At 51.6% G+C, this 22,865-nt stretch carries 21 protein-coding genes and 2 tRNA genes; 15 read left to right on the top strand and 8 right to left on the bottom strand.

What is annotated here, in order from left to right; all coding sequences use genetic code 11:
- The first annotated feature begins 458 nt into the window (after positions 1-458).
- Positions 459-525 (top strand) — tRNA-Asp (locus HQ50_RS01120).
- A 16-nt stretch (positions 526-541) separates the two neighbouring features.
- Positions 542-615, top strand: a tRNA-Asp gene (locus tag HQ50_RS01115).
- Between the two features lie 420 nt (positions 616-1,035).
- On the opposite strand, the gene HQ50_RS01110 is transcribed toward HQ50_RS01115, so the two are convergent.
- From HQ50_RS01110 to HQ50_RS11965, 5 genes are all read right to left on the bottom strand, one after another.
- Complete coding sequence (locus HQ50_RS01110; protein WP_039427667.1) at positions 1,036-3,369, bottom strand: family 20 glycosylhydrolase; 2,334 nt, start codon at positions 3,367-3,369, stop codon at positions 1,036-1,038.
- A 157-nt stretch (positions 3,370-3,526) separates the two neighbouring features.
- Positions 3,527-4,807, bottom strand: coding sequence for a serine hydroxymethyltransferase (glyA, locus tag HQ50_RS01105; RefSeq protein WP_018964556.1), 1,281 nt, complete (start codon positions 4,805-4,807; stop codon positions 3,527-3,529).
- A gap of 251 nt (positions 4,808-5,058) precedes the next feature.
- Entirely contained in the window at positions 5,059-6,129 is a 1,071-nt protein-coding gene (locus HQ50_RS01100; protein WP_152566839.1) for a hypothetical protein, read from the bottom strand.
- Complete coding sequence (locus HQ50_RS01095; protein WP_018964554.1) at positions 6,126-6,383, bottom strand: hypothetical protein; 258 nt, start codon at positions 6,381-6,383, stop codon at positions 6,126-6,128. Before HQ50_RS01095 ends, HQ50_RS01100 begins: the two co-directional genes overlap by 4 nt.
- Before the next feature lie 212 nt (positions 6,384-6,595).
- Complete coding sequence (locus HQ50_RS11965; protein WP_230587210.1) at positions 6,596-6,670, bottom strand: DUF1661 domain-containing protein; 75 nt, start codon at positions 6,668-6,670, stop codon at positions 6,596-6,598.
- On the opposite strand from HQ50_RS11965, the gene HQ50_RS11960 reads away from it, so the two are divergent.
- On the top strand, positions 6,639-6,788 hold the full coding sequence (locus tag HQ50_RS11960) for a DUF1661 domain-containing protein (RefSeq protein WP_369794155.1): 150 nt from the start codon (positions 6,639-6,641) through the stop codon (positions 6,786-6,788). The two genes, HQ50_RS11965 and HQ50_RS11960, sit on opposite strands and share 32 nt — an antisense overlap.
- Before the next feature lie 175 nt (positions 6,789-6,963).
- On the opposite strand, the gene HQ50_RS01090 is transcribed toward HQ50_RS11960, so the two are convergent.
- Both HQ50_RS01090 and HQ50_RS01085 read right to left on the bottom strand, forming a co-directional pair.
- Positions 6,964-7,356 (bottom strand): hypothetical protein, encoded by a 393-nt coding sequence (locus tag HQ50_RS01090; protein WP_018964553.1) that lies wholly within the window; start codon positions 7,354-7,356, stop codon positions 6,964-6,966.
- On the bottom strand, positions 7,353-7,877 hold the full coding sequence (locus tag HQ50_RS01085) for an RNA polymerase sigma factor (protein WP_018964552.1): 525 nt from the start codon (positions 7,875-7,877) through the stop codon (positions 7,353-7,355). Before HQ50_RS01085 ends, HQ50_RS01090 begins: the two co-directional genes overlap by 4 nt.
- 487 nt (positions 7,878-8,364) lie before the next feature.
- Here HQ50_RS01085 and HQ50_RS01080 point away from each other — a divergent pair, with 487 nt between their 5' ends.
- The 8 genes from HQ50_RS01080 to HQ50_RS01045 all read left to right on the top strand — a co-directional run bounded on the left by HQ50_RS01080 (position 8,365) and on the right by HQ50_RS01045 (position 19,000).
- Entirely contained in the window at positions 8,365-8,772 is a 408-nt protein-coding gene (locus tag HQ50_RS01080) for a DUF6249 domain-containing protein (RefSeq protein ID WP_026292101.1), read from the top strand.
- Positions 8,773-8,790: 18 nt separating this feature from the next.
- A complete protein-coding gene (locus tag HQ50_RS01075) occupies positions 8,791-9,450 on the top strand; it encodes an ABC transporter ATP-binding protein (protein ID WP_039427663.1) in 660 nt (219 codons plus the stop codon).
- A 25-nt stretch (positions 9,451-9,475) separates the two neighbouring features.
- Positions 9,476-10,750 carry an ABC transporter permease gene (locus HQ50_RS01070; RefSeq protein WP_039427661.1) on the top strand — a complete coding sequence of 425 codons (1,275 nt, stop codon included), beginning with the start codon at positions 9,476-9,478 and terminating at the stop codon, positions 10,748-10,750.
- A 24-nt stretch (positions 10,751-10,774) separates the two neighbouring features.
- The gene (locus HQ50_RS01065) at positions 10,775-12,037 is read left to right on the top strand and encodes an ABC transporter permease (protein ID WP_018964548.1); all 1,263 of its coding nucleotides are present in this window, start codon (positions 10,775-10,777) and stop codon (positions 12,035-12,037) included.
- 69 nt (positions 12,038-12,106) lie between these two features.
- The gene (locus HQ50_RS01060; RefSeq protein ID WP_039423982.1) at positions 12,107-13,213 is read left to right on the top strand and encodes an efflux RND transporter periplasmic adaptor subunit; all 1,107 of its coding nucleotides are present in this window, start codon (positions 12,107-12,109) and stop codon (positions 13,211-13,213) included.
- The gene (locus HQ50_RS01055) at positions 13,210-14,577 is read left to right on the top strand and encodes a TolC family protein (protein ID WP_039427659.1); all 1,368 of its coding nucleotides are present in this window, start codon (positions 13,210-13,212) and stop codon (positions 14,575-14,577) included. The genes HQ50_RS01060 and HQ50_RS01055 overlap by 4 nt, the downstream gene beginning before the upstream one ends.
- 128 nt (positions 14,578-14,705) lie before the next feature.
- On the top strand, positions 14,706-16,499 hold the full coding sequence (locus HQ50_RS01050) for a right-handed parallel beta-helix repeat-containing protein (RefSeq protein ID WP_081960018.1): 1,794 nt from the start codon (positions 14,706-14,708) through the stop codon (positions 16,497-16,499).
- Between the two features lie 26 nt (positions 16,500-16,525).
- Complete coding sequence (locus HQ50_RS01045; protein ID WP_039427657.1) at positions 16,526-19,000, top strand: glycoside hydrolase N-terminal domain-containing protein; 2,475 nt, start codon at positions 16,526-16,528, stop codon at positions 18,998-19,000.
- Between the two features lie 26 nt (positions 19,001-19,026).
- Here the strand turns inward: HQ50_RS01045 and HQ50_RS10465 are convergent, their stop codons facing one another.
- Positions 19,027-19,176 (bottom strand): DUF1661 domain-containing protein, encoded by a 150-nt coding sequence (locus HQ50_RS10465; RefSeq protein ID WP_152566838.1) that lies wholly within the window; start codon positions 19,174-19,176, stop codon positions 19,027-19,029.
- Between HQ50_RS10465 and HQ50_RS11060 the strand changes: the two genes are divergently transcribed.
- The 4 genes from HQ50_RS11060 (at position 19,145) to HQ50_RS01030 (ending at position 22,862) form a co-directional block, all read left to right on the top strand.
- The gene (locus HQ50_RS11060) at positions 19,145-19,237 is read left to right on the top strand and encodes a DUF1661 domain-containing protein (RefSeq protein ID WP_160224176.1); all 93 of its coding nucleotides are present in this window, start codon (positions 19,145-19,147) and stop codon (positions 19,235-19,237) included. The genes HQ50_RS10465 and HQ50_RS11060 overlap by 32 nt on opposite strands.
- On the top strand, positions 19,227-19,421 hold the full coding sequence (locus HQ50_RS01040) for a hypothetical protein (RefSeq protein WP_018964542.1): 195 nt from the start codon (positions 19,227-19,229) through the stop codon (positions 19,419-19,421). Before HQ50_RS11060 ends, HQ50_RS01040 begins: the two co-directional genes overlap by 11 nt.
- Before the next feature lie 86 nt (positions 19,422-19,507).
- Positions 19,508-21,346: a C10 family peptidase gene (locus HQ50_RS10290; protein WP_052073441.1), complete on the top strand. Its 1,839-nt coding sequence runs from the start codon at positions 19,508-19,510 to the stop codon at positions 21,344-21,346.
- A gap of 31 nt (positions 21,347-21,377) precedes the next feature.
- Entirely contained in the window at positions 21,378-22,862 is a 1,485-nt protein-coding gene (locus HQ50_RS01030) for a DUF3943 domain-containing protein (protein WP_039418744.1), read from the top strand.
- The last annotated feature ends 3 nt before the right edge of the window (positions 22,863-22,865 follow it).

Here is a 22,865-nt window from a genome sequence, read left to right as displayed (position 1 = left end):
GGCAGCGGGTCGCAACACGGTTGTTTACACGGCTCAGGGCGGCTCCTATGCAGTTATGGTGGTTGTTGATGGCAAGTCTTACGTAGAAAAACTTGCTGTCAAGTGATAAACGCTCTCTAAGCTCGGAGACATTCTGCAGAGAAGCTTTTAAGATGAATCTGTAACTGTCTCGGAGTACGAATCGGTCGCCCGATTTCCTTTTTAGGAGGTCGGGCGACTTCGTTTTNACATTCTGCAGAGAAGCTTTTAAGATGAATCTGTAACTGTCTCGGAGTACGAATCGGTCGCCCGATTTCCTTTTTAGGAGGTCGGGCGACTTCGTTTTGACTCATTATCCGATGCACCTACGCAATAATTTACCACACAAAAGTTGTACGGAAAGATTATCTTATTATCTTTGCACTGCAAAAAGGGAGTTTCCTGAGGTTTTTCCCTGAGTAGTACAGTAAGAACGGTGTGGTAGTTCAGCTGGTTAGAATACCTGCCTGTCACGCAGGGGGTCGCGGGTTCGAGTCCCGTCCNTGAGTAGTACAGTAAGAACGGTGTGGTAGTTCAGCTGGTTAGAATACCTGCCTGTCACGCAGGGGGTCGCGGGTTCGAGTCCCGTCCATACCGCTAAAACGAGGAGTTGTGTTGAAATAGTTTTTCGGCACAACTCCATTTTTTGTATGTTATCGTAGCATCGGAAAATATAATTGCCGAATGAAATCTTTCTACATGTTGAGACCTTTGCACGGCAAATGGCCTGCATTTTATTTAGTGGTCCCTTAATATCTCTTTTAATATTTGACATTCAGCAAACTAATTTGCTGAATATCAGAGATTAAAGATCTATTTAAGGGGTGACTATATAGAAGTTAGTCGCAGAGACTGATTTGAAGAAAGAGGCAGTGCTTCAGTTTTTTCAGATCAAAGAAAAGACGCCCGGCGGATCCATAACGATCCGCCGGGCGACCTTGTAATTGTGGAGAGTTCAGACTTTGTCGTCTTTTTCAATAGAAAGGCTACCGTCTTTAATCACCAATGTGAAGAGGCTTATTGAAAGAGCATGTCGGCTGAGATCGGCTTGAACTTTTCTTCTCCCTTGAGCCTTATCATTACCCGGCTGTAATTCCAGTAGGTAGGCCAGCCCCCCTGTATGGCACCGATCCAGATCGTCTTGATCGGATGGTAGCCCTTCTGGAGAGCACGACTGCTATTGCGACGAGACGTTTTCTTCACTTCGCCGACATTGTCGATCAGCTTCACGTTATCAATCCAAAACTCGTTGTTCTCGGTGGAGAACTCATACACGCCATCCTCCGGGATAAGCACATAACCCGTGGCCTCCACAGCTCTGCGCACCAGTACCGCCGGATCGGTTATCTTCTCTTTCCCGTGCATGATTTCTTCCAAAGAGCTAACAGTGCCTACTTCCCAAGAAGCGACCTGCTGCAGGTCGGGCACATCATAGAAGTCGCCGTAAGCAGTACGAAGAGTGAGCCCGGGTTTGGGTGCCGGCACCTCCACTGACATATGGAAAGGCTGCTTCTCCACGCGGATACTACGTACCGGACTCATCTTACCGCCGGCCATAACGGTACGAATCTTCAGAAGACCCGTTTGTGCAAATTCAAGAGGAATTGTGTAAGGGGTCGATGTCAGGGTCGGTTCGGTTTCGTCCAGCGTATAGACCATTTTCATCGGACGTGATGTCGTGAAGGTCAGCTTAGCCTTGTCTGTAAAGGCTATAAAGTCAGACGAACCACCCGGTTGTTCGGGCAATGGAATGTGATAATTGATACCGTGCATATCGAGACGGACGCAGGCATTGTCCAAACGGCGACAGAAATCGGCAAAATCTTTCTTGGCCAGCGGTGTCCACGTAAGCTCTGCCAGAGCCAGCAGCCTTGGATAGGCCTGGTACTCGTATTGCTCGGAAGTATAGAGGTATTCTGCCCACAGATTGGCCTGCGCTCCAAGTACGTACTTGTGCTTATCGGCCGGCAATTCCTTCGGCAAAGGATTGTAGGCATACACATGCTCCAATGGCGCATAACCTCCGATAGCCAAAGGCTCCACACCGGGACTTCCCTGGTAGTGATCCAAGTAGAGACCACCGCTACCCGGCGTCATGATCACATCGTGGTTCATATTGGCCGCCGCGATGCCACCATCCTCTCCACGCCAACTCATCACTGTAGCGGTGGGAGCCAGTCCGCCTTCGAGGATTTCGTCCCAACCGATGAGTCTCTTACCGTGCTTCTGCAGAATCTTTTCAGCCCGTTTGATGAAATAGCTTTGCAGCTCGTGTTCGTCTTTCAGTCCGTTTTCGCGGATGCGCTTCTGACAGAGCGGGCAAGCCTTCCAGCGGTCTTTGGGGCACTCGTCTCCTCCGATATGGAAGTATGTGCCGGGGAAGAGAGGTGCCACTTCGTCGATAATATCAGAGATAAAACTGAAGACGCTATCCTTGCCGGCACAATAAACATCCTGCTCCACTCCCCAAATGATTCGGGGCTTAAACTCGCGCGGGAAGCAAGCCAACTGCGGATAAGCCGCAAGGGCAGCCATGGCATGTCCGGGCATTTCGATCTCCGGAATCACCGTAATGAAACGATCCGATGCGTATTGTACAATATCCCGTACCTGCTCCTGCGTATAGAAGCCCGAGTACTGCGTACCGTCCCCTTCTGTTCTTGTAGCCCCCACTTCGGTCAGTCGGGGGTATTTCTTGATTTCGATACGCCATGCCTGATCCTCTGTCAGGTGCCAATGGAAACGATTGATCTTGAACATGGCCATGATGTCGATGTGCTTCTTGATGTCGTCCACCGAAAGGAAATGACGGCATACGTCCAACATAAAGCCACGGTAGCCGAATGCCGGTTCGTCCTTGATCTCGACGCCGGGCACCGTCATGGGGAGCAGTACCTCCTTCGAAGATTCCACTTCGGCAGGGAGGAGCTGGAGCAAAGTCTGCATACCGTAGAAAGCACCATGAGCAGATTTGCCGATGATACTGACACCACGCTTATCGGATCGGAGCGTATAGCCCTCTTCTTTGAGGGGGAGAGCCGCATCGATGCCGATGTAGATAGCGTTTTCGGAAGGCTCCTCGCCTACCTCTATATCGAGAGAAAGATCGGCAGAGGCCTTCAGCTTGTCGGCAAGAAATTTGGCGATGGGCTTCAGCTCCTCGTTAGAGACGCGGATCGTAGTCTTATTATCGACCGTAAAGTTGTCGTCCGATTCGGTCAGCTCCATCGGCAAGGGAATGATGTTTATACCCTTGTCATATTCGGGGATTTCCACCTGCTTGGCTTTCTGCGAGCAGGCCAGAAGAGAAAGGAGGCAGCAAATGCATGCTCCGATAGTCAGTCGTTTCATTGTCAGGTATGAATTAGTAATCAAACAATAAAAGCACGTAAGTGAGAGCGCGCCGGTTACTACCGACACCACACACACTTGCGTGCTTTCCAGAATATCAGAAAGATCTATCCCCTATCCTAAGAGGAGGATAGGGAGATAGACTTCTTGGGATTTCTTACCAAGCAAAGAGAGGATAATCGGCCATCATCCGGTTGACTTCGGCACGAACCGATGCTATCACGGCTTCGTCCTCCGGTGCCGAGAGCACACGGTCTATCAACTCCACGATATAGCCCATCTTGTCTTCTTTTACGCCACGAGTGGTGATGGCCGGAGTACCCACGCGGAAGCCCGATGTCTGGAATGCAGAGCGAGAATCGAACGGTACCATGTTCTTATTCACGGTAATATCCGCTGCCACGAGGGCCTTCTCTGCCACCTTACCCGTCAGTTCGGGGAACTTCGGACGAAGATCGATCAGCATACTGTGGTTGTCCGTACCACCGGAAATCACTTTATAGCCCTTGTCCATGAAAGCCTGTGCCAGGATGGCAGCATTCTTTTTCACCTGCGTCTGGTATTCCTTGAACGAAGGATCCAACGCTTCTCCGAAAGCTACAGCCTTAGCAGCGATAACGTGCTCGAGCGGACCGCCCTGTACACCGGGGAATACGGCAGAGTCGAGGAGTGCACTCATCTTCTTGATCTCGCCCTTCGGAGTTTTCTTGCCCCAAGGATTGTCGAAGTCCTTGCCCATGAGGATGATACCGCCACGGGGGCCACGCAGTGTCTTGTGAGTCGTAGAAGTAACGATATGAGCATACTTCACGGGGTTCTCCAGCAGACCGGCAGCGATCAGACCGGCAGGGTGTGCCATGTCGATCATCAGCAGGGCACCTACCTTGTCAGCGATCTCACGCATACGCTTGTAGTCCCACTCACGAGAGTAGGCCGAACCGCCACCGATGATCAGCTTGGGTTTGTGCTCGATGGCCATTTTCTCCATGTGGTCGTAGTCCACCATTCCCGTCTCCTCGCTCAGGTTGTAGCCGATAGGACGGTAGAGGATACCCGAGCTATTGACGAGTGAGCCGTGCGACAGGTGGCCGCCGTGTTCGAGGTTTAGCCCCATGAACGTATCGCCTGCTTCGAGGCAAGCCAGCAGAACGGCCATATTGGCCTGTGCTCCGGAGTGGGGCTGTACGTTGGCCCATTCGGCTCCGTAGAGTTGTTTGATACGGTCGATGGCGATTTGCTCGCTTTGGTCTACCACTTCGCAACCTCCGTAGTAGCGTTTGCCGGGATAACCTTCGGCATACTTATTGGTCATGCAGCTACCCATAGCCTGCATAACTTGTTCGCTTACGAAGTTTTCCGATGCGATCAGCTCGATGCCTTTGAGCTGGCGCTGGTGTTCTTTTTCGATCAGATCGAAAATTACGCTGTCTTTTTTCATTTCTTATTTTGAAGATATTGATGTCCGTGGTTCAGGCTTCGTCATACTGTGTTCTTTGACACATCGGTACAAAGGTAACTATATTGTTCAATGACAAATAAGGTACGGGATAATATGACGAGATCATCCCAAAGGCTTTTGAGACTTTCGAGAAGAAAAGCCCTGCAAGGGTCTGTCATCACCTTGCAGGGCCTTATGTATGACCTGACTATTCATCACCGAAGTCATTCTCAGTCTCTCGGCGCAGACTGCTATGGTATGCTCACTTTGCCGGTGTGGCGGTTGCCGGAAGCATCGTCTGCACAATAGAGGTAAATGCCGGTGGGAATGGAACTTTTCGGCTCGACGGAGTTCATCCCGACCGTTTCGGCCCGAAAGACACAGCGAGCCTGCATATCGTACAGCAGAATACGCGAGAAAATCGCTTTATCCCATACAAGCCTGCCGTTTTCGAATCGAACGGATATGCTCCCATCCGAAACAATCTCATCGATCGAGAAGGGAAAGAAATCGGCCGGGAAGCAGTTCTCAGAGCCGGCAAAAGGTATATTGAAATCCGTACAGTGATACAGCTGTTTTCCATCTTGGAAGAAACACAGCAGGTTCAGATCCCAAATCATGTAATTCCCTAAAGCTACAGGGGCACTGTTGTAGCCGAATCCTCTGTCGCATCCGATGCCTTCTATCCAACGCATATCAACCGGAAGAGCATCGAAATAGAAAACACGTCTCCACCGCTCGCCTATCCATTCGTAATCGGTACCAAGAAACTTGACTCCGTATGAGCCGGCTCCTGCTCCAAATGAGAAAAATGGACTTTGGTCGAAAAAAGCACCATAATACTCCTCGGGATTCTCCGGAATATTGAAATCACAATAAACAAATTCGTCATAGCTGACCTGTGGAAAATCGGGATCATAGAGATCACAGAACATCGGGATTACATGGTGGGGGCCTTTGTAGGTTTCAGATAGCCGGAAATAAATCTTTTTATCCTCTTCCCTGAGTCCTCCCCAGAAGTTCTCGGGGCTGTAATCCGGCGTATCGCCTTTGCAGAGATACAACTTGCGATAAACCTTATAGTCGTACCAGAGCGTATCGCCCTTCATAAAGATGGTACTGAATGTATTCTTAGGCTCTTGAGGAGTCCAGATATTGTCATAGCGGCGATTGCTCCAAATGGCCTCACCCGTCGGGAAAGGAATGTACTCATAGGTCTCATCCGTCGGTTTGGGAGGAATCTCTTTGAGTCGCTGTGCCGAAAGAGGCATAAAAGCAATCCAAATTAAGATAAAAATCGTCCCCAATAATTTCGTTTTCATTTTCTCGTTTTTTTAAGTTTTAGTATAGAGCCTTTTTTTGATCGAAATCCCTTGGCAAGCAAAAATGATTTTGCTTCTATATTTACATTACCATTCGTGCCGATAACCACATCGCCTGACTGACCTTCACTTGTAACATTACTACCGATGAAAACGCGATAGCCGGTCCGAGAAAACTCGTCATCGATATTAATATTCCGGATATAAATATCCTCAGGGAAATAATATGGATAATATCCGGGACAGGTGATCATAATCTGGTAGCTTGCAGGGACAGAAGTAAAGGAGACTGAATTGAGAGGCGAAATATAATGTTTTCTCTTTCAAAAATCAAACAGAATAGAACTTTTTTGTGTTTGAGCCAAGCATCGTGGGGCGTTTTATTTTTTTGTTGCACTTACAACCGGGAACAACAGTAGTCGTATCGAATCTTTTGCAGGTCTTTCGTCACACGCCATTTTTTTCTCTATTCACACGCCCAAAAGACGTGGTGCGGGAACTTTTTCGTTTTGGTTCGGGAAATAAAAAATTCTCGCGCCAAAACGAAAAAATTCTCGCGCCGTTTTTCCCCGATTTTGGAACCGCAATCGGGGCGTTTTTGGCTCGTATTTTTCGAGACTGTAATTTGCAGATGTTGGCCTATCGGCTCAAAGGTGTAGTCTTAATGCCTTGATGGCGGAAGGTCGGTTCTATCAGAGGTACACGACTTCGGCAGACACAGGATTCAGGCCGGAGTATGCCTGAGTTTTTTTGTTGAATCGGATTTTTCATGCATTCCCCTCCTTTTGCCCCGTTCGTATTCGACGGGATGCGTAGCAGGGGTACCGGAGCGGTCTACGACTTGGTGTCGCGATGCTTCGTATTGCGATATAATTCGTAGAGGAACAGCCCGAAGAGGAGGACCACGGACAGGAAGATCAGAGGTGCTCCGGCTATATCGTTGCCCAAACCGGCGAAGGGATTGCGGAAAGGTCGGTCTTGAACCAAGCTATCAAAATCGAGACCGCTAAACAATCCCTTGGAACCTAATACCACGAAGACAACCACCGCGAGGACACATACACCCGCCATGGCGATGCCGAACAGACGATGGGCACGCCGTTCGCGCCGAGCGGCTTCCTCTCGGACGGCACGCATCACATCGAAGCGTTGTTTGAGTCCGGCCGGTTGTTTGGGCAACTGCCGGAACAGTTCTTTGAGCTTTTTGTCTTCTATATTCTGTTTCATTTTCTCATCATTTTATAGAGTTTGGCGCGAAGCCGATGGAGCTTGACCTTCACGTTGGACTCCGACATGCCGGTCACTTCCGCTATATCCCGTACCGACAGGTCGTCCGAATAGAACATGAGCAGCAAGGCTTTGTCAGCGGCCGGCAGCGAGTCCAATGCCTGCTGCAGCAGCTCCGGATCCTCTCCGGACGTTTCGAGATCTTCGTCCGGCACATCGGGCAGCTCCTCCACCCGATCGGTTACATAGGCCTTGCGGCGACGAAGATGGTCTATCGCCTCATTGTAGGCGATTCGGTAGATCCATGTGGAGAACGAACTCCGGCCGTCGAATCGGCCGATATGCCTGAAAGCCTTTACGAAGGTGTCTTGCAACAGATCGGCCGCATCCTCTTCGTCCTGTAGCAGCCGACAGAGGAGAGCATACAGCATGTCGCTGTATCGCTCCACCAAAGGGGCGAAACTTTCGGTGTCGCCCGCCTGCACGGCACTGATATAGTAGCTGTCGGATTGCTTCTCCATCTCATCGCTTAGACGCAGATTTGTCGATTCGGTTACAGTCCCGGGTGAGATCTTTCGCCAAACTTACACGAAAACATCTATTCCGAGGCCTCATTCTCCCCTTTCTATCCTGATGAACTACGATGTTCGGATCGTCCTTTTTTTTCCACATCCTGACGGCTATTATCATATATAGACCACACGGACATACCACCTGCGAGAAAAATTTTTCGGCCTTGGTATTGCAGATTCCAAAACTATGGCATACTTTTGCGGTGTACTATTTAGCTAATACTCATATATACGGACGAGAAATTTGTCCGTTATAGTGCAAGCATAAGATAAGAGAGTAAGAGACAAAAGAAGAGAACGAAGCAGGTTTGATGGCAGAGTGGCTTTCTTTTTAAGAGAGTATCCGGCGATACAGAGGTGTAACCTTTTCGAGCACTGTCCGTCAAAGAGGCAAACAACCCCAAAGTAATAACCCTCAAACTAAAAAGAAACGATTATGAACTTAGAATCAATTTTGGTACCTGCGGTAGTGTTCTACTTCATCTTCAAGATTTTCGAACTCTACGTACGCCGTGGCGAACGACTTCGCCTGATCGAGAAGCTCGACTCCCTGCCTTCTCCCGAAAGAAATGCAGACTTGACCCGATTGACCTCCTCCTTTAGCACTCGAGACAATCAAGGACTCGGTATCAAAGTAGGTTTCATGATGGTAGGCATGGGCATCGGGCTGCTGCTGGCTTTCATCCTTACTTTCTTTTTCCAACAAGCGGTGAATAGTCAGTTCAACTGGTCTTTCGGCCACACATTCGAAACCCTTTCGGGAATCTGTCTGCTGATTTTTGGCGGCCTCGGACTTCTGATCCCTTCCATCATCATGCGCAAGGGGGAGCAAGGCAAACAATAAAAGAACAATCGCAATAAAATGATCGACATCAAAGGCATCCACAAAACTTATCCGGGAGCACAACCCCTACACGTGCTCAAGGGTATAGATCTGCACATCGCCAAAGGAGAGATGGTCTCTATCATGGGAGCATCCGGATCGGGCAAGAGTACGCTGCTGAACATCCTCGGCGTACTCGACACCTACGACGAAGGTGAGTATCGCCTGCACGGCGAACTCATCCGCAATCTCTCCGAGAACCGAGCGGCAGAGATTCGAGGCAGACTGATCGGATTCGTATTCCAGAGCTTCAATCTGATCTCATTCAAAAATGCGGTGGAGAACGTCGCCCTACCCCTGTATTATCAGGGCATAAGTCGCCGCAAGCGCAATGAGATGGCTATGGAATACCTCCGGCGCGTGGGGCTGGAAGATTGGGCCGATCATCTGCCCAACGAACTTTCGGGCGGACAGAAACAGCGCGTTGCCATAGCGCGCGCTCTGGCAGCCAAGCCACATGTCATTCTGGCGGACGAGCCTACGGGAGCACTCGACAGCGTTACGACGGTAGAGGTGATGGAGCTGCTGCGCAGTGTCAATCGCGATGGGATCACCATGGTGATCGTCACGCACGAACAGTCGGTAGCCGACAGTACGGATCGGATTATCCATATCAAAGACGGCATCATCGGAGCCTAAGACCTTAAAAAGAGCGATAGACGGTATGTTCGACTTAGACAATCTGCACGAATTAGGAGCCACCCTGCGCAAGAATATGCTACGTACGGCTCTCACCGGCTTTGCCGTAGCCTGGGGCGTACTGCTACTGGTACTGCTGCTGAGTGCCGGCCGCGGATTCCAGCATGGCATCCGGCACAATGTGGAGCAGTTCGGTATGGGCACGAGTGCCATCAGCTTCTCCACGTGGCGCACCGGCAAGGAGTATGGAGGCTATCCCAAGGACAGGTATATAGAGCTGACACCTGCTGACTGCGACTATCTGGTCAAGCTCAATCCCGATCTGATCGAAGGTGCGGCATACTATACCAACCAGTGGAGCTACGACGTACAGTATGAGGATCGGACACACTCCACTCCTACGAAAGCCGTATCCGGAGAATACGGCAATATGGTCAAGACGCATCTGCTCCAAGGACGTTTCCTCACCACATCGGACGATGCCATGAAGAGAAAAGTAATAGTCCTGTGCGAACAGACGGCCAATGTCTTATTCGGGGAAGGTGTTTCACCCATAGGGAAATACGTAAATCTGTCCCAAATCCCTTGCCTCGTGGTAGGCGTCTGCAAAGGCGAACAGGGGCAATTCAGCCCCAACTACATTCCTTTCGCCACCTATTCAGGTGTTTTTGGCAAGGGATTCGGTCTGGACTGTACGCTATTCATGAACTGCCCGACGGTGCGAACCGAGGCGGATGTGGAGAGACTGAAAGTGCGACTCAATCGGCAACTGGCCTTCCGCAAGGGCTATGATCCTACCGATATGGAAGTGCCCTATGTCGATGCACCGGTGACGGACATGAAAATGATGGACAAGATATTCAACGGCATGGATGTTTTTCTCTGGATTATCGGGCTGAGCACCCTTGTCATCGGGATTATCGGAGTGGCCAATATCATGCAAGTGACCGTCAATGAAAGACAGCGCGAAATAGGCATTCGCAAAGCATTGGGAGCCAAGCCAAGGGCTATCATCCATATGATTCTGACAGAGGCGGTAGTGGTCACACTGCTTTCCGGACTGATCGGCTTGGTGGCCGGTGTTGGTCTGATGGAGTTCGTATCGCACTGGGTACAGACTACCGGTGTCGGGAGCAGACAGGTAGAGGGAATAACGCTCACGCTCTTCCGCGATCCAAGCATCGACCTGAGCACTGCCCTGTTGGCTCTGATAGTCATGGTAGTAAGCGGAGCCATAGCAGGATACCAGCCTGCCCGCAAAGCCGTACGAATCCCCGCGGTGGAGGCGATGAGAAACTAAACGAAGGAGGAGAGAGAAGAGACTATGAGATTTTTCGATAGAGATCGCTGGATAGAGATCTGGCATACGATCTACAGCAATCGCAGACGCAGTCTGGCCACAGCCTTCGGTGTATTCTGGGGTATCTTCATGCTCGTCGTACTGACCAGTGTGGGAGCCGGATTCAGCAATGGTATTTTGCGCGAGGTATCGGGCATTGCCTCTAATTCTGCCTTCTACTGGACCAACCTGACGTCAAAACCTTATATGGGTTTCCGCAGCGGTAGGAGCTGGAGTATGACCTCCGGCGATATACGGACGGTTCGCAGCCAAGTTCCCGAAGTGGAGTTCATCAGTCCGATCATGTGGGGCGCGAGATCGAACAAAAACGTCGTATTCGGAGACAAGTCCGAGACATACTCGATAGTAGGAGCAGAGCCTGATTTTTTCGAGATCAGCCGCGTCAATATCCTGCAAGGCAGAATGCTCAATACCGTGGACGATAAGCTGCGCAGGAAAGTGTGCATGATCGGAAAAGAAGTAAGAGAAAAACTATTCGGGACTACCGACCCTATCGGTCAGGTGCTGCGCGTAAACGGACTTTATTATAGAGTGATAGGTGTGGTGGAAGCGAAAAGCAACAACGTCACCATCGGATCATCGCCTAAAAGGAGCGTTTACCTCCCCTATAGCGTGCTGCAACAAATATCCAATAGCGGCAATCGTGTGGAGAACTTCGCTGTCAGCGCCCATCCTTCGGCCGACATGAAACAAATGTTCAGGAAGATCGAAACCATCATCCGTAGTCGCAATCAGATAGCACCGGACGATGACAAAGCTCTTTCCAAATTCGATATTTCGGCTCAGTTCCAGCTGATGAATATGATTTTCACCGGTATCAATCTGCTCGTTTGGATCGTCGGTATCGGCACGCTGCTCACAGGTATCGTAGGTGTCTCCAACATCATGCTTGTCACCGTCCGCGAACGAACGCGAGAGATCGGTGTTCGGCGAGCACTCGGAGCCAAGCCGCGTACGATCATCGGACAGATCCTGAGCGAATCCCTTGTGCTGACAGCTTTGGCCGGACTGCTGGGTTTGGTATTCGGTGTGGGATTGATGAGTATGGTCGATATGGCTTTTTCCCAAAGCTCGTCCGGCAATTTCCCTTTCTACAATCCTCTGATACCATTCGGTACTGCCTTGCTCTCTCTTTTTATCATCATAGCCGGCGGTATCCTCGGAGGGCTGCTCCCTGCCTATCGGGCTATTCAGATCAAAGCGATCGATGCCATCAGGGATGAATGACAGCCTTTACATTAGATTATTGCCCCTTCATAATTCGAATAAAGAAAAACAAATAAGATAAGAACCAAGATGAAAAAGTATTTCAAGATCTTCCTTTGGGTGCTGTTGGCCGTTGCAGTGATCGGCACCTTCATGTTCCTCTGGCAAAAATCCAAAGCCAAACCCAAAGAGTACCAAATCGAAACGGTAACCAAGCAAGACACGATCGAGAGCAAGACGGTGATCACCGGTACGGTGGAGCCACGGGATGAAGTGCTCATCAAGCCACAGATGAACGGTATCGTAGCCGAACTGCTGCACGAAGCCGGCGATGTGGTACAGAGCGGTGACGTGATCGCTCGCCTCACAGTCGTTCCGGAAATGATCCAGCTCAGTCAAGCCGAGAGCCGTGTCCGTATGGCGGAGATTTCATACGAGCAAGGCAAAGAATCCTATACTCGCAGCAAAGATCTTTTCGACAAGTCGGTCATCGCCCGCGAAGAGTTCGAGGCAGCCGAAGCGAATTTCGCCAAAATCAAAGAAGAGCTGTCCAATGCGCGTGAAGCCATGGAGATCGTAAAGAAAGGTGCCAGCAGCCGTACAGCCAAGCAGAGCAATACGCTTGTGCGCAGCACGGTAACGGGTAAGATCTTGAATGTCCCCGTCAAGGTGGGTAATTCGGTCATTCAGGCCAATACGTTCAACGAGGGAACGACCATCGCTTCGATAGCGGATATGAACGATCTGATTTTTGTCGGGAAGATAGACGAGACGGAAGTAGGTCGCATTCGACTGGGTTCTCCCATGCGCATTTCGGTGGGAGCGTTGGGGAAAGAAAGTTTTCCTGCCACAGTGGAATACCTTGCGCCCAAGGGCAGCATCGTGAACGGAGCTGTGCTATTCGAAGTGAAAGCCTCGGTACATATTCCAAGCGATAGAGTGATCCGTGCCGGCTATAGCGCCAATGCAGAGATCGTACTCGAAGGAGCCTATGGTGTACCGGCCGTACCCGAAGCTTGTATAGAGTTCAGTGGCGATAGCACTTTTGTGCAGGTAGTAAAAGCAGAGAAGCCGCTACAGACCGAACGCCGTCAGGTGAAAACCGGTGTGTCCAACGGTTCGAATATCGAAATCAAAAGCGGACTTAAAGTCGGTGAAAAGGTGCGTGGAATAGAAAAAACCGAACAGAAGAAATGAAACGGACAATCCTCCTGACGGCACTGACCGTCCTATCTTCGCTCTCCTTACTTCGTGCACAGAATGAATCCGGTGTATCGGCCAATCCGGTGTCAGATCTCTCTCTGGAAGACTGTATCCGGATAGCCAAGGAGAGCAACCTGAATCTGCGCAGACAGGAGATCGAACAAGAAAGCCGAATCATCGGTCTCGATGCAGCACGACACAGCTTCCTGCCCACGGTCAATGCCGGCATCGGACACAATTACAGTTTCGGACGCTCGAAAGACAAAACGGGAGTAACCGTAGATCGCTCCTCGATGAATACCAATCTCAGCATCGGAGCGTCGGTGGAAGTATTCAGCGGCACGCGCCGTCTGCACGATCTCAAGCAGCAGAAGTACAACGTCGAGGACGGCATAGCCCGACTTCAAAAAGCGCGTGAAGACCTCAGCCTGCAAATCGCGGCCCTCTATATCAATCTGCTCTTCCGTCAGGAAATGACTCGGACGGCAGAAACACAATTGGCACTCATCCGTGAGCAACGCAATCGCACGGCCGAAATGGTTCGCGTAGGTAAATGGGCAGAGGGTAGACTCCTCGACATAGATGCCCAGATGGCCAAGGACGAACAGCTCCTCGTACAATATCGATCCGAGGAGGAGCTGGCTCGTCTGGACTTGGGGCAAGCCCTCGAACTGGAGCATCCCGAAAGCATTACTGTCAAGGCTCCCGACACAGATGCTCTCGTAGCAGAAAGGTTGGGATCTCTCCTTGCTCCCGAAGAAATCTATCGTGCGGCTCTCGGTTTGAAGCCGGTACTGCGTTCGAGCGAGCTGCAAATAGCCTCGGCACGCGAAGGTCTGGCTTCGGCTCGTGCAGCATACTTCCCGACGCTCAGCCTCTCCGCCGGATACAGCAACGGTTACTTCCGCGACCTCGGCAAGGAGTATGCCGCCCTCACCCCCTCCTTCTCCGAACAATGGAAGAACAACGGCAGCTACAGCATCGGACTCTCTTTGAATATCCCCATCTTCTCTGCCATGCAAACGCAAGACCGCATTCGAAGCAGTCGCCTGCAAGTGCGGTCAAGCGAACTCCGACTGGCTGAAGAGAAGAAAGCCCTCTATAAAGAGATCAGGCAAGCATACAGCAATGCCGTGGCAGCCGACAAAGCCATCGCAGCAGCCGAAAACAGCAAGGCAGCTACGCTCAAGGCATACGAATATGCCCGGGACAGCTTCGAGGCCGGTCGCTTGTCTGCTTACGAATATGCCGAAGCCAAAACGAAATACGCCCTCAGCCAAGTGGAAGAACTTCGTGCCAAGTATGACTTCATATACAAAGCCAAGGTTCTGGACTTCTATCGGGGCATAGACTTCTAAAAGATTCCTAAGAAAACTATCTTTGAACCCTCAGTGAGGTGTTCATCAGATCCATCAGGATCCCGACATCGTAGCGGACTCTTCCTTCTCAAGAAGGAGGTGTCCGCTGCAATAATTCTTGTACAGCTATGATGACAAAAACGAAACGTGTCTTGCTCTTTGCTCTGCTGGCATTGCTTATCGTCACGCCCTCTTTATCCGAAGTACGAGTCTATGATGTGTCCCACTACGGACTGAAAGCCGGCACGAAGCAGAACGCATCGCCCATATTGCGCAAACTGCTTGCCCGAATACGAACCGAATGCCGGTCTGGAGACAGTATCGTGCTGCGTTTCTCTTCAGGCACATATCATTTCCATGAGGAGGGAGCCGAAACGCGTACCTATTACATATCCAATCACGATCAGACCAATCCGAAGCGAGTGGGCATGGTCTTGGAGGGATTCCAACGCTTTACACTGGACGGACAAGGGGCACAATTCGTCTTTCACGGACGAATGTTGCCCCTTTCTCTTTTGAACTCCACGGACTGCACCTTACGCGACTTCAGTATCGACTTCGAGAATCCGCATATCGCACAGGTAAAGATATTGAAGAGCGACAGCCTGCAAGGAATGCTCTTCCAAGTAGCTCCATGGGTCAAGTACCGCATCGACAAAGACGGTTTCTTCGAGACCTACGGCGAAGGATGGACAGCTCGTCCGATTACGGGGATTGCTTTTGAGCCGGACAGCAAGCACCTGGTCTATAGAACCGGCGACCTCAGCTATTCCACACAGGGTGTAGAAGACTTTGGATCACGCACCCTTCGTGCTCCGCTCTGGAAAGATACACGCCTCACACCGGGAACCGTGGTAGCCATGCGCACATACTCTCGTCCCGCTCCGGGTATCTTCATGGCGGGCAATCGGAATACCCTCTTACAAAATATCCGCATACACTATGCCGAGGGAATGGGCTTGCTGGCACAGCTATGCGAAAATATCACTCTCTCATCTTTCAACGTCTGCCTGAAAGGGGAGGATGATCCACGCTACTTCACCACACAGGCCGATGCCACCCACTTCTCTGCTTGTAAGGGGAGAATCATCTCAACGGGTGGACTCTACGAAAATATGATGGACGATGCCATCAATGTCCACGGCACCTACCTCAAAGTCGTCCGCCGTATAGACGACCACACCCTCATCGGACGTTATATGCACCCTCAATCGTGGGGATTCGACTGGGGACAAGTGGGAGACAGCGTGCAATTCATTCGTTCGGCAACAATGGATCTGATCGGCGAAAAGAATCGGTTAGTGGCCATCCGCCCCCATGATAGCGAATCGATACAGGGTGTACGTGAGTTCGTCCTCTCCTTTAGCGAGCCGATCCATCCCGATATAAACGAAAGAGAGGGATTCGGCGTGGAAAACCTCTCATGGACTCCCGAAGTCATCTTCTCCGACAACATCATCCGCAACAATCGCGCTCGCGGCACACTGTTCAGCACACCTCGTCCTGTTTTGGTGGAAAACAATCTCTTCGATCACACATCGGGAACCGCCATCCTGCTCTGCGGCGATTGCAACGGCTGGTACGAAACGGGAGCCTGCCGTCGGGTAGTCATCCGTCGCAATCGCTTCGTCAATGCGCTGACCAATCTGTTCCAGTTCACCAATGCCATTATCTCCATCTACCCCGAAATACCTCGACTCGATGCCCAGCAAGGATTCTTCCACGGAGGAGAGGAGGAAAGCATCCTGATCGAAGACAATGTATTCGACACGTTCGACCACCCCATCCTGTACGCCAAGTCGGTGGACGGACTGGTCTTCAGGAACAACCGCATAGAGGTAAATACCCGATACCGACCCTTCCACCCCAATCGCAGTCGCTTCCTGCTCGAACGGACCAACAGGGTGAGGATTACCGAATAGAAAGAACCGTCATACTTGCATACATCATGGCAAAACGCTTTGTCCTCTTATCCTTCCTCTTGCTTACATCAGCCCTTGTAAGGGCCTCCGATTATAGGAGAGGTCTCATCATCCGGTTCGATACGCCTAATACCCTGCAAGGGCGTGCCGTTTGGTACGGGGGCCGCCCCGAAATGTGGAGCGGGGACAACAAACCCGAAACGGCAGGCGACACCGCTCAAAATCCCGACCGGGAATGGGAGTCCTGCTCCCTTCCTATCGGCAATGGAAGTATCGGTGCCAACATCATGGGATCGGTGAAGACCGAACGTATCACTTTCAACGAAAAGACACTGTGGAGAGGAGGCCCCAATACGGCTAAAGGAGCCGGTTACTATTGGAATGTGAACAAACAGTCGGCCCACCTCCTGCCTGCCATACGAAAAGCATTTGCAGAAGGGAAAAAAGATGTGGCAGAACGGCTTACTCGAGAGAATTTCAACAGCGAGGTTCCCTACGAAGCTTCGCGCGAAAAACCTTTTCGATTCGGCAACTTCACCACGATGGGCGAGTTTTATGTGGAAACCGATCTGAACGAAGACGATCCCGACTCATACCGGCGTATTCTGTCGATAGATTCGGCTCTGGCCGTGGTGCAATTCAGTATGGCCGGCACGGACTATCGACGCTCCTTCTTTATCTCTTATCCCGCCAATGTCATGGTTATGCGGTTCTCCGCCAATCGCGCCAAGAGACAAAACCTCGTTTTCAGCTACGCTCCCAACCCCCTTTCTACGGGACGAATGGCATCCGCCGGGGACGACGGACTGATCTACACGGGCACGCTGGATAACAACGGGATGCAATTCGTCGTCCGCATACGGGTTGCCACACGAGGAGGTACCGTATCGAATGCAGACGGTAAGCTCTCCGTTCGGGATGCCGACGAAGTTGTATTCTATGTAACGGCCGATACGGACTATCGTATCAACTTCGACCCGGACTTCTCCGATCCGAAGACCTATGTCGGTACGGATCCTGTGCAAACGACCCGTACGTGGATAGACCGGGCCGTATCCAAAGGATATGAAGCTCTGTGGCAGGAACATTATGCCGACTACGCATCGCTATTCGATCGTGTCAGATTGAGCCTGAACCCGACGGCGGCATCTCCCGATCTGCCCACCCCCCAACGACTCAAAGAGTATCGCGCCGACAAACCCGACTACGGCTTGGAGGAGCTTTATTATCAATTCGGCCGATACCTGCTCATTGCCTCCTCTCGTCCGGGGAATCTGCCGGCCAATCTGCAAGGGATGTGGCACAACAATGTGGACGGCCCTTGGCGAGTGGACTACCACAACAACATCAATCTTCAGATGAACTATTGGCCGGCTTGCCCTGCCAACCTAAGCGAATGCGTACACCCCCTCATCGATTTTATCCGCACACTGGTCAAGCCCGGCGAACGGACTGCACAAGCTTATTACGGAGCACGAGGTTGGACAGCTTCCATATCCGGCAATATATTCGGCTTCACCTCTCCGCTGGAAAGCACGGACATGGCTTGGAACTTCAATCCCATGGCCGGCCCGTGGCTGGCCACGCATGTATGGGACTACTATGACTATACGCGCGACATCCGATTTCTGCGTGAGACCGGGTACGGACTCCTCAAGAGCAGTGCCCGTTTCGCAGTGGATTATCTATGGAAAAAGCCTGACGGCTCCTACACCGCTGCACCCTCTACATCGCCCGAACATGGGCCGGTGGACGAGGGGGCGACCTTTGTCCATGCAGTCATTCGGGAAGTGCTGGCCGATGCCATCGAAGCCGCCGAGGTATTGGGTGTAGACGAGCAGGAGCGCAAGCAGTGGGAGTCTGTATTGAAAAAGCTTGCCCCCTATCGAATCGGTCGCTATGGACAGCTCATGGAATGGTCGGAGGATATAGACGATCCGGAAAGCCGCCACCGCCACGTCAACCATCTCTTCGGCCTGCACCCGGGCAGTACGATCTCTCCGATCACTACCCCGAAGTTGGCCGAAGCCTCACGCATCGTACTCGAACACCGAGGCGATGGGGCTACGGGATGGAGTATGGGTTGGAAGCTGAACCAGTGGGCGCGCCTGCACGATGGCAACCATGCTTATATGCTCTTCGGCAATCTGCTGAAAAACGGCACATTGGACAACCTCTGGGATACGCATCCGCCCTTCCAGATAGATGGCAATTTCGGCGGCACGGCAGGTGTCACCGAGATGTTGCTCCAGAGCCATCTCGGCTTCATCCACTTGCTGCCCGCTCTGCCTGATGCATGGGCTGACGGGAGTGTGAGCGGACTTTGTGCCAGAGGCAATTTCGAGATCGCCCTTGAATGGGCTGACGGGAAACTCACCCGAGCGACCATCCTCTCCAAAAGCGGCTCCCCCTGCACGCTGCGCTACGGCTCCCTTACCAAGACATTCCAAACCGTTGCAGGCCGGGAGTATATCCTCGATGGAAATTTGATGATGAATTGACCTGATCGTCACGTCTTCGCACTTCGTCAGCAGTCTGCCTCGAAGAAGAACGAACGGACGTTTTCGGCAATACGAAATACGAGCCGAAAACGCTCCGATTGTGGCGCGTGAATCTTGAAGAAACGGCGCGAGATTTTTTTCGTTTTGGCGCGAGAATTTTTTACTTCTCGAACCAAAACGAAAACTTTCTCGCGCCACATTTTTTGGCAGGTTAATAGAGAAAAAAATGGTGCGTAGACGCTGCAATACAGATGACAGCCCCATGTCTTTCAAATCGGTTCGTACAGGACGCTCCGGCCACTCGTCGGACCTCCTATGGAGAACTCGCCCTATTGACCTCTTCGGTTCGCTTATGATGGGGGAGTGGTATTGGGGTGGGAAGCTTTTGGCAGGCTTTTATGCTTTTGTTCGTGCTATCTAAAGTAAAGCTGCGCTAAAAACTGGGATAGATTTGTTTATCTTCGTTTATTCTTTTGGGACGAAAATATATAAGACATTCGTTGGGCAATGCTGCTAAAATACTTTTTCAAAGGAGAAGCCTCCGGCTTCCGATCATTATTCTTCTCTCTTCTTTTTATTGCTATCCACGCATCGACTATCGAAGCACAGTCGCCTATGCCCGATGATGAACGGGTGGCATGGGAATACGCCCGGCGGCTATATCCGGAGAGAGAGACGCTCAGCCTTTCCAGAGCAGCCCTCCCTGCCGGCATTCCGGCTTCCGCCTTCAACATAGGCGATCGGGAAGGGTTTGTCCTCGTATCCTCCGGGACAAGTGCTCCTACACAGATACTCGGCTATAGCCGAGAAGGGCGGTTCGATTACGAGCCGGCACCTCCGGCTCTCAAAGCACTGCTTTCGATCCATTCGGATGCCTCCGATGATGGCACACGCGGAAGCAGCTACAACCCGACAGGGCCTTTGCTAAGCACGAAGTGGGGACAGAATGCCCCTTTCAACTTGCTTACGCCCCTCGTCAATGGAAGCCAGTCCCCCACCGGTTGCGGAGCTACATCGATGGCGCAGGTAGTGGCTCATTATCGTTACCCCGAGAAAGCTACAGGACAGATCGACTACACGACTTCCAACAGCCAGATAGCGATTTCAATGAGCCTCGACACCATTCCCTTGGATTGGGACAATATGATAGACACTTACGAAGAGGGAGCATACAGCACCCTCGAAGCCAAAGCCGTTGCCAATCTGATGCTGGCTTGCGGTGTGGGGATGCAGATGAATTACGGTGCCGGTGGCAGCAGTGCATACATCCACAAACTGGACTTCTGCCTCCGCCGCTACTTCGGCTATGAATCTTTTTCACGCAATCAGGTGGTGCATCAGGTTCCGCAGGACGAATGGCATGCTTATATCGCAGCGGATATGGAGCGAGGGCTTCCGATCATATATCTGGCCAATACCAACGGATACGGCGGACATATATTCGTGCTGGACGGAATAGATGCGGAAGGGCGTATCCATATCAACTGGGGATGGAAAGGCTATGCCGATGGCTACTATTCGCTCGGCTTCTTCAATCCGCAAAGCCAAAAGCGTGGCTACAACGACAATGCCATTATGATCACAAACATCCGTCCGGCAATAGAGGAGGAGATAGATGAGAATATCCTTTCGTGGAGTACCAAGCCTTTTCTCTACATGGGCGAGAATAAAAAGATGGAATACGCCGCAGCTCATCTTTATACGGCTACAGATCTCGCCCCTTATGAGGGGAAAAGCATCGAAGCCATCGAATTTTTCCCCGGCGAGCAGCAGTGCGCGTACCGCCTCTGCATCTGGGGCGATGCTTCGCGGCAGGAACTGCTGTTCGAGCAGGAGGTGACGGGATTCAAGGCCGGGGATCCTTTCCGCGTACAACTCTCTACGCCTTTCGTCATCCCATCGGGCAAAGATCTGTACATAGGCTACACGGCCGATGCCTCAAAAGGCTATCCCATGGGTATCGATGCCGGTCCGGCCATGCTTGGCAAGGGCGATTTGTACGTCATGAATCCATCGGAAGGTGCTCCTTTCGCCTCCATCAACAGAAGGGATACGAAGTTGGATATCAATTTCTACCTGCGCGCCTATCTGAAAGGGTCTAATGCCATCGGACCGATCGGCTCAGGGTATAGGGTTTATCCCAATCCTGCATCGGATCATATTACCGTAGAATATCCGCAGAGTCTGCCGGAGGGGCGGACGATATACCTGTTCGACAATGAAGGCCGAGTAGTGGCCAAAGCCCGGACATCCGCTACGACTGTGCGCATGGACCTGCATCACCTTCCGGCAGGGGTCTACTTCCTTCACGACGGCACCATGGCCGAAAAGATAGTCAAACGTTAGTACCACACATCCTCCAGGCATCAGAACAAAGATGAAAAGAAGGCTTCTATCGCTGCTACTACTGTACATACTCTCTTCCATCGGACTTTCCGCTCAGCGGTTTCCTATGGCACAAGGGCTTGAATTGCGTACCGACTCGCTTTCGACACTGTCCAAACGTCCTTGGCGCGCCATCGGCAAAACGATAGGTGTGAATCTGGCTGTATGGGGCTTCGATCACTACATCATGAACGAGGACTTTGCAGACATCAGCTGGCAGACGATCAAGAACAACTTCCAGACAGGCTTCGGCTGGGACAATGACAAGTTCGTCACCAACCTCTTCGCACATCCTTATCACGGATCCCTCTACTTCAACGCTGCCAGATCGAACGGTTTGAGTTTCAAGCACTCGGCTCCCTTTGCCTTCTTCGGCAGTCTGATGTGGGAGCTGCTCATGGAGACCGAACCGCCCAGCATCAACGACCTCTTTGCCACGACCATAGGCGGTGTAGCCTTGGGAGAGATGGGGCATAGACTGTCCGATCTGCTCATAGACAATCGAACCACAGGATGGGAACGTACGGGGCGTGAGGTAGCTGCAGCACTGATCAATCCGATGCGCTTTCTCAACCGCTTGACAGCCGGAGAGGTCACTTCCGTGGGAAGTAGGAGTGGCCGCGTGTTCCAATCTGTCCCTATAAATATCATCGTCGATGCAGGCTTTCGGTTTTTGGCGGACAAGCGGCATGCCCGAACCGGTGCCACGGCTCTGACCCTGAATCTGAGATTCGACTACGGCGATCCATTCCGAAGCGAAACTTTCTCTCCATACGATTTTTTCCAATTCAAAGCCGGATTGAGCTTCTCCGAATCGCAACCTCTGCTGAGCCAGATCAATCTGATCGGGATCCTGAGCGGACTCCAGCTGCTCGCACGCGAACGAACGGTTTTGGTGGGAGGTCTCTTTCAGCACTTCGACTACTACAATTCGGAAAAACGCATAAGCAAGAATTCGGAAGAGATACTCGTCACCCCTTACCGTATCTCGCAAGTGGCGGCTTTGGGTGGCGGCCTTATCTTCCAGCATCGTGGGAGACTGAGGCATAGGCCTCTGCATCTGTATGCCGAAACCTACCTGAATGCCGTACCGATGGGTGCCAGTCTCTCGGATCACTACAACGTGGACAATCGGGACTATAACCTCGGCACTGGATTCAGCGGCAAGGCATTTCTGGGAGCTACATACAACGATCTCTGGAGTTTGCTCATCGGTTTAGAGACCTACCACCTATATACATGGATCGGACACGAAGAACCTGAACAGGGAAAGAGCGACGTCAGCTCTTTTCTGGTGCAGGGCGACGAAAGCAAAGCGCGCCTGCTGGTGACGAGTTCGGAGTTTGCATTCCATCCGGGGCCTTGGCATGTAGCCATCGTGGGGCGTCGATTCATCCGCAAAACAGCCTACAAATTCTACCCAAACGTGTCATTCGATACCGGCGACATACAGCTGCGTGTCGGATTTCATTTCTAATCC

The organism is Porphyromonas sp. COT-052 OH4946 (genome assembly GCF_000765965.1).
Taxonomy (GTDB): Bacteria; Bacteroidota; Bacteroidia; order Bacteroidales; family Porphyromonadaceae; genus Porphyromonas; species Porphyromonas gulae.
Note: the sequence above shows the minus strand (reverse complement) of the source record. Positions and strands in the feature narration are given on the sequence as shown.

Excerpts from the sequence above, each read along its gene's own strand:
- HQ50_RS01030 (WP_039418744.1), top strand. The coding sequence starts at position 21,378 with ATGAAAAGAAGGCTTCTATCGCTGCTACTACTGTACATACTCTCTTCC.
- HQ50_RS01065 (WP_018964548.1), top strand. The coding sequence starts at position 10,775 with ATGAGATTTTTCGATAGAGATCGCTGGATAGAGATCTGGCATACGATC.
- HQ50_RS01070 (WP_039427661.1), top strand. The coding sequence starts at position 9,476 with ATGTTCGACTTAGACAATCTGCACGAATTAGGAGCCACCCTGCGCAAG.
- HQ50_RS01055 (WP_039427659.1), top strand. The coding sequence starts at position 13,210 with ATGAAACGGACAATCCTCCTGACGGCACTGACCGTCCTATCTTCGCTC.
- HQ50_RS10290 (WP_052073441.1), top strand. The coding sequence starts at position 19,508 with ATGCTGCTAAAATACTTTTTCAAAGGAGAAGCCTCCGGCTTCCGATCA.
- HQ50_RS01110 (WP_039427667.1), bottom strand. The coding sequence starts at position 3,369 with ATGAAACGACTGACTATCGGAGCATGCATTTGCTGCCTCCTTTCTCTT.
- HQ50_RS01045 (WP_039427657.1), top strand. The coding sequence starts at position 16,526 with ATGGCAAAACGCTTTGTCCTCTTATCCTTCCTCTTGCTTACATCAGCC.
- HQ50_RS01060 (WP_039423982.1), top strand. The coding sequence starts at position 12,107 with ATGAAAAAGTATTTCAAGATCTTCCTTTGGGTGCTGTTGGCCGTTGCA.
- HQ50_RS01095 (WP_018964554.1), bottom strand. The coding sequence starts at position 6,383 with ATGATCACCTGTCCCGGATATTATCCATATTATTTCCCTGAGGATATT.
- HQ50_RS01080 (WP_026292101.1), top strand. The coding sequence starts at position 8,365 with ATGAACTTAGAATCAATTTTGGTACCTGCGGTAGTGTTCTACTTCATC.
- HQ50_RS01090 (WP_018964553.1), bottom strand. The coding sequence starts at position 7,356 with ATGAAACAGAATATAGAAGACAAAAAGCTCAAAGAACTGTTCCGGCAG.
- HQ50_RS01040 (WP_018964542.1), top strand. The coding sequence starts at position 19,227 with ATGGTGCGTAGACGCTGCAATACAGATGACAGCCCCATGTCTTTCAAA.
- HQ50_RS01085 (WP_018964552.1), bottom strand. The coding sequence starts at position 7,877 with ATGGAGAAGCAATCCGACAGCTACTATATCAGTGCCGTGCAGGCGGGC.
- HQ50_RS01050 (WP_081960018.1), top strand. The coding sequence starts at position 14,706 with ATGATGACAAAAACGAAACGTGTCTTGCTCTTTGCTCTGCTGGCATTG.
- HQ50_RS01100 (WP_152566839.1), bottom strand. The coding sequence starts at position 6,129 with ATGAAAACGAAATTATTGGGGACGATTTTTATCTTAATTTGGATTGCT.
- HQ50_RS01075 (WP_039427663.1), top strand. The coding sequence starts at position 8,791 with ATGATCGACATCAAAGGCATCCACAAAACTTATCCGGGAGCACAACCC.
- glyA (WP_018964556.1), bottom strand. The coding sequence starts at position 4,807 with ATGAAAAAAGACAGCGTAATTTTCGATCTGATCGAAAAAGAACACCAG.